The sequence below is a fragment of the Streptomyces sp. SP17BM10 genome (assembly GCF_036322405.1).
In the GTDB taxonomy this organism is placed as follows: Bacteria; Actinomycetota; Actinomycetes; order Streptomycetales; family Streptomycetaceae; genus Kitasatospora.
In genome coordinates this window covers 1-4,282 of the sequence record NZ_JAQYXB010000248.1, presented here as the reverse complement: position 1 = coordinate 4,282, position 4,282 = coordinate 1, and the positions used below count along the sequence as shown (strand labels likewise).

The window sequence follows — 4,282 nt, the reverse complement described above, 5'->3', positions numbered from 1 at the left end:
GGTGCGCGTCGCCAGGTCGGCCAGCGCCTCCTTCGGGCGCTCGACGGTGTCGAACGGCCCGCTGCCCGGGTCCCGGGTGTCGTTCCACCAGTACGAGTGGTCGGCAGCCTCGCCGCGCTCCACGAGGCCCGCCACCTCCCGGTCCAGCGCCCACTTGTCGTACGCGGCGTGCCGGAAGGCGCTGAAGGAGACGGACCGCGTCCGCCGCACCGCGTCCGCGAAGTCCCGTCCCGCGTCCGGGAGCCGGAACAGGGCCTCCTGCGCCACCGTGCTGACCGCCGCGGTCGCGGACGGCTGGAAGCGGTTGCCCACCACCACCTGGAACAGGACGTCGCTGCTGCCGGACATCCGGGCCAGCTGGTGCGAGGCCGCGCCCAGCAGCACCGCCGCGTCGCTCACCTCCAGGTGCTCGGCGACCCGCTCGACGGCGACGGCCAGGGCGGGCGAGCGCAGCAGCGCGTTGGGGAACAGCCGGCCCGGGTCGGCGGAGAGCTCCGGCGCGGCGGGCTCCCGGAAGATCCGCCGCGGGCCGGCGGCCAGTTGCTCGCACCAGTAGCGGCGGGCGGCCTCGTCCCGGCGGCGGCCGAGCGGCGAGGCCTGGACCGCCGCGGCGTCCAGCGGTTGGAGGGCGGGGCGGGATCGGCGCAGCGACTCGGCCGACGCGCCCGCCTCGATCGACCGGAGGTCGCGCAGCAGCCGGACGAGGCCCCAGTAGTCCATGCCGGCGTGCGATCCGGTCAGGACCAGCCGGTGGACCAGCCCGTCGCACTCCACGAGACCGACCCGCAGCGGCCACTCCCGGGTGTGGTCGAAGGGGCGCCCGGCCAGCTCCTTGAGCAGGGCCGCGCTCGTTTCCGGAGCCTGGGCCGCGGTGCACCGCCGGACCTCGACGGGAAGTTCGCCGCTGCCGTCCACGACCTGCTCCAGACCGTCCTCGCCGGTGGGCAGCAGCCGGGTGTGGAGGCTGTCGTGGAGGTGGAGCAGCTCCGTCAGGTCCGCGAGGACGCGGGCGGCGGGTCGGGGCGGGGTGACGGGGAGCTCGGTGGGCAGGTTGTACCGGGGGGCGTCGTCGCCCAGCCGGGTGACGACACCCCAGATCGCCCGCTGCCCCCAGGTGGCCGGGCCCGTGCCGGCTCGTGCGGATTCCAGCCTGATGGTCTGCTCGTTGACCGTGGTCATCGTGTTCCAACCGTCCCTTCGGTTGCCTCGTCCGTTGTCTGGCGGAGCCGGGCCCTGCACGGGCGGCGGCGCCGGGCGGGTGCGGGGACCCTCGTCACGCCCCGCCGTCGGCGAACACGGCCAGGTGCGTGCGGCCGGTGCGGGGGTCGGTGTCGCACAGGACGATGCGGCGGTGGGTGTGCTGCCAGTCCTGCCAGTGGCGGGCGAGTTCGAGCCAGACGCCGGTGCAGTAGCTGCCGGGCCCGGCGCGGTGGACGGCGGGGTGGTCGGGGACGCCGTCGGCGACGTGGGGGCCGAGGACGAGGAGCGTGTCGTCCGCGTCCGGGCCGTCGAGCCGGGCGGCCAGGGCCCGGCCGGCGTCGTCGGTGGAGTGGGCGCCGGCGAACCGCGGGCCGGGGCCGGCGTCCGCCCGGAGGACCAGGAGCGCGGCGGAGTCGGTGAGCGGAGCCAGGGGGTGGGGCGTGGGCAGGGTGGTCTGTTCGAGGACGGCGATGGCGACCTCGCCGGCCCGGCCGGCCCGCTCGTACGCGGCGGCGATGCGCAGGGCCGTGAAGGGTGCGGCGAGGCCCTGCTCGGTGAGCGCGAAGTTGGTGGCGCGGCCGCCGAGCCGGGCGGTGAGGTAGGGGGCGGTGGCGGTGAAGGGCGCCAGGTCGGGCAGGGCGTGGGCGACGATCGCGAGCTCGGGCCGGGCGGCGGCGACGGCCGGGTCGGTCAGGAGGAGGTCGACGAGGTCGCGGTGGTGCAGGTGGGCGCCGTCGCGGTGGAGGTCCTGGTCGGGCTTCTGGCCGAAGGGAGCGAGGAGGTCGGTGAAGTAGGCGAGAAGGGCGGGGTCGTCCTCGCCGGGGCCGGGGCCGGCCGGGGCGCGTACGGCGGTGGCTGCGCGCAGGGCGAGCGCGGTCACGAGGTCACCTCTTCCCGCCGCAGCGCCGCCTCGACGTAGTCGGCGAACGAGCGCATGGTGCGCAGGTGGTCGATGTCGAGGTCGTCCGGGTCGACCGCGATCCCGGTGGCCTCCTCGACGGTCATCAGCAGCCCGAGGACGGACGAGGAGTCGAGCCGCAGGTCGTCGAAGAGCGCGGTGTCCTCGGTGAGTCCGGTGATCGGGCGCTCCAGGACCTCGCTCAGCGCCTTCTCGATGGTGATCAGCACGTCCTGACGGTTCACCGGCTTCCTCCCGGGGTGCGGTGGGTGATGACCATGGCCCCGAAGGTGGCGCCGAGGCCGACGGAGACCAGGAGGTAGTGCGCGCCGTCGGTGAGCCGGCCGGCGTCGCGCAGGGTGGTGTAGTTGAGGAACACGTCGGCGGCGAAGGTGTGGCTGTAGACGGGGACGTTGTCGAGGAAGACCTTGTCCTGGTCGATGCCGAGTTCCTTGACGGTCTGGCGCCAGGCGAGCTTGTTGACGTTGTGGGGGATCACGAGGTCGATCTCGTCGAACGTCAACCCGGCCTCCGCCAGCGCCTGGTGGATGACCTCGGCGATCCTGGGGGCGTACTGCTCGCCGTACTCGGTGCTCTGCTCGGGGGTGAGCTCCAGCCAGCGGGCGTACTCGCCGAGGGTGCGGGTGGTGAAGGAGCGGACGACGTCGCCGTCGCCGTCCAGGGTGACCAGGCAGGAGGCTGCGGCGTCCGCCATGATCGCCGTGTTCGGGACCAGTTGGACGATGGGGGAGTAGGCCTGCTCGCCGGTGACCATGAGGGCGTGGGCGCCCTCGCGGCCCTCGGCGCGCAGCAGGTTGCCGAGGATCTCGATCGCGCCGAGGCTGCTGACGCAGGCCTGGTGGCTGAGCCCGAAGGCCTCGGCGCCGGTGAGACCGAGGTCCTCGCGCACGAGCTGGGCCATGTCGGTGTCGGCGGGGGCGACGGCCTGGGTGACGTGGGCGTAGGCGAGGTAGTCGACGTGTCCGTCCTCGGGCAGGGCGGCCAGCGCCGCGCGGGCCGCCGGCCGCAGCAGGTCCAGCAGCGGCAGCTGCGGGTCGTACCGCAGCCGGTCCAGGCCGTAGAACTTGCGGAACACCCCCAGGTCGCCGCGGCGCAGGCCGAGGTGCTCCCCGAGCTCCTCGATCCGCACGCTGCGCTCGGGCGCGTACGACTCGATCCGTTCCAGCGTGATCCGGCGCTCCGCCGTCCGTGCGGCCGTCACGAGGCGGCGATCTCGGCGCGGACGAGCCAGAGCCGGTTGGCGCCGCGGCGGTTGCGCGGCTGGACGTCGTAGGGCCAGCGGCCCTGGCCGGCGCCGGGCTGGCCGGGCTCGCTGACGTCGACGGCCTTCCAGTCGTTGGCGGTCAGGAACTCCTCGGGCTCGTCGGTCCCGAAGACCCACGGGGTGCCGTCGGCGGCGAGGGCGTCGAGGAACGGCTTGGAGAACGGGCTGCGCAGGAGCGCGCGGCCGAGCATGTCGAACGCGAGGCGGCTGCCGGGGGCGCTCGCCGAGGCGAGCAGGGTGAGCAGGCCGCGGACCTGGTCCTCGGTGAGGAAGAAGGTCAGGCCCTCGGCCACCCAGAGGGTGGGGCGGGTGCGGTCGAAGCCGGCGGCTTCGAGGGTGGGCAGCCAGTCCTGGGTGAGGTCGGCGGAGACCTCGCGGCGGTCGGTGCGGGGTTCGGCGCCGAGGGCGTCGAGGCGGCGGCGCTTCTCGGTGATGAGGGGGCCGTGGTCGACCTCGTAGAGCTCGGTGCCGTCGGGCCAGTCGAGGCGGAAGGCGCGGGTGTCCATGCCGGCGGCGATCAGGACGACCTGCCGGATGCCGCCCTCGGCGAGGATGCCGCGGATGGCGTCGTCCAGGTACCGGGTCCGGATGGAGATGAACTCCAGGACGCCTCCCCCGACATAGCGTTCGATCAGTTCGAAGCCCTTGGGGGCGGCGAGGTCGCGGGCGAGGGGGTCGGTGAAGAGGGCGTCCTCGCGCTCGGACTCCTGGGCGCGGGCGGCGGCCATCCACTGGGCGGTGTAGGAAACGGCGTGCACGGTGGTCCCTCCTCGGGCTCAGGCGAAGAACGCCTTCTGGATGGTGGCGAGGGACTGGAAGTCCTCGATGTCGATGGTGTCGAAGTCGATCTCGATGCCGGCCGCGTCCTCGATCGTGTAGACGAGCTCGACGAAGGCGAG

Annotated in this window: 5 protein-coding genes; all 5 read right to left on the bottom strand. The window is 74.1% G+C overall.

The genetic code is table 11. The features are described 5' to 3' along the window. On the bottom strand, window positions 1–1,179 hold a 1,179-nt coding region (locus PUR71_RS01070; protein WP_329924372.1), incomplete at its 3' end, for a condensation domain-containing protein. A gap of 94 nt (window positions 1,180–1,273) precedes the next feature. Beyond that, on the bottom strand, window positions 1,274–2,080 hold the full coding sequence (locus tag PUR71_RS01065) for a hypothetical protein (RefSeq protein WP_329924371.1): 807 nt from the start codon (window positions 2,078–2,080) through the stop codon (window positions 1,274–1,276). After that, the gene (locus PUR71_RS01060) at window positions 2,077–2,343 is read right to left on the bottom strand and encodes an acyl carrier protein (RefSeq protein ID WP_329924370.1); all 267 of its coding nucleotides are present in this window, start codon (window positions 2,341–2,343) and stop codon (window positions 2,077–2,079) included. Before PUR71_RS01060 ends, PUR71_RS01065 begins: the two co-directional genes overlap by 4 nt. Next, on the bottom strand, window positions 2,340–3,320 hold the full coding sequence (locus tag PUR71_RS01055; protein WP_329924369.1) for a 3-oxoacyl-[acyl-carrier-protein] synthase III C-terminal domain-containing protein: 981 nt from the start codon (window positions 3,318–3,320) through the stop codon (window positions 2,340–2,342). The genes PUR71_RS01060 and PUR71_RS01055 overlap by 4 nt, the downstream gene beginning before the upstream one ends. Then, complete coding sequence (locus tag PUR71_RS01050) at window positions 3,317–4,141, bottom strand: class I SAM-dependent methyltransferase (protein ID WP_329924368.1); 825 nt, start codon at window positions 4,139–4,141, stop codon at window positions 3,317–3,319. The genes PUR71_RS01055 and PUR71_RS01050 overlap by 4 nt, the downstream gene beginning before the upstream one ends. Between the last annotated feature and the right edge of the window lie 141 nt (window positions 4,142–4,282).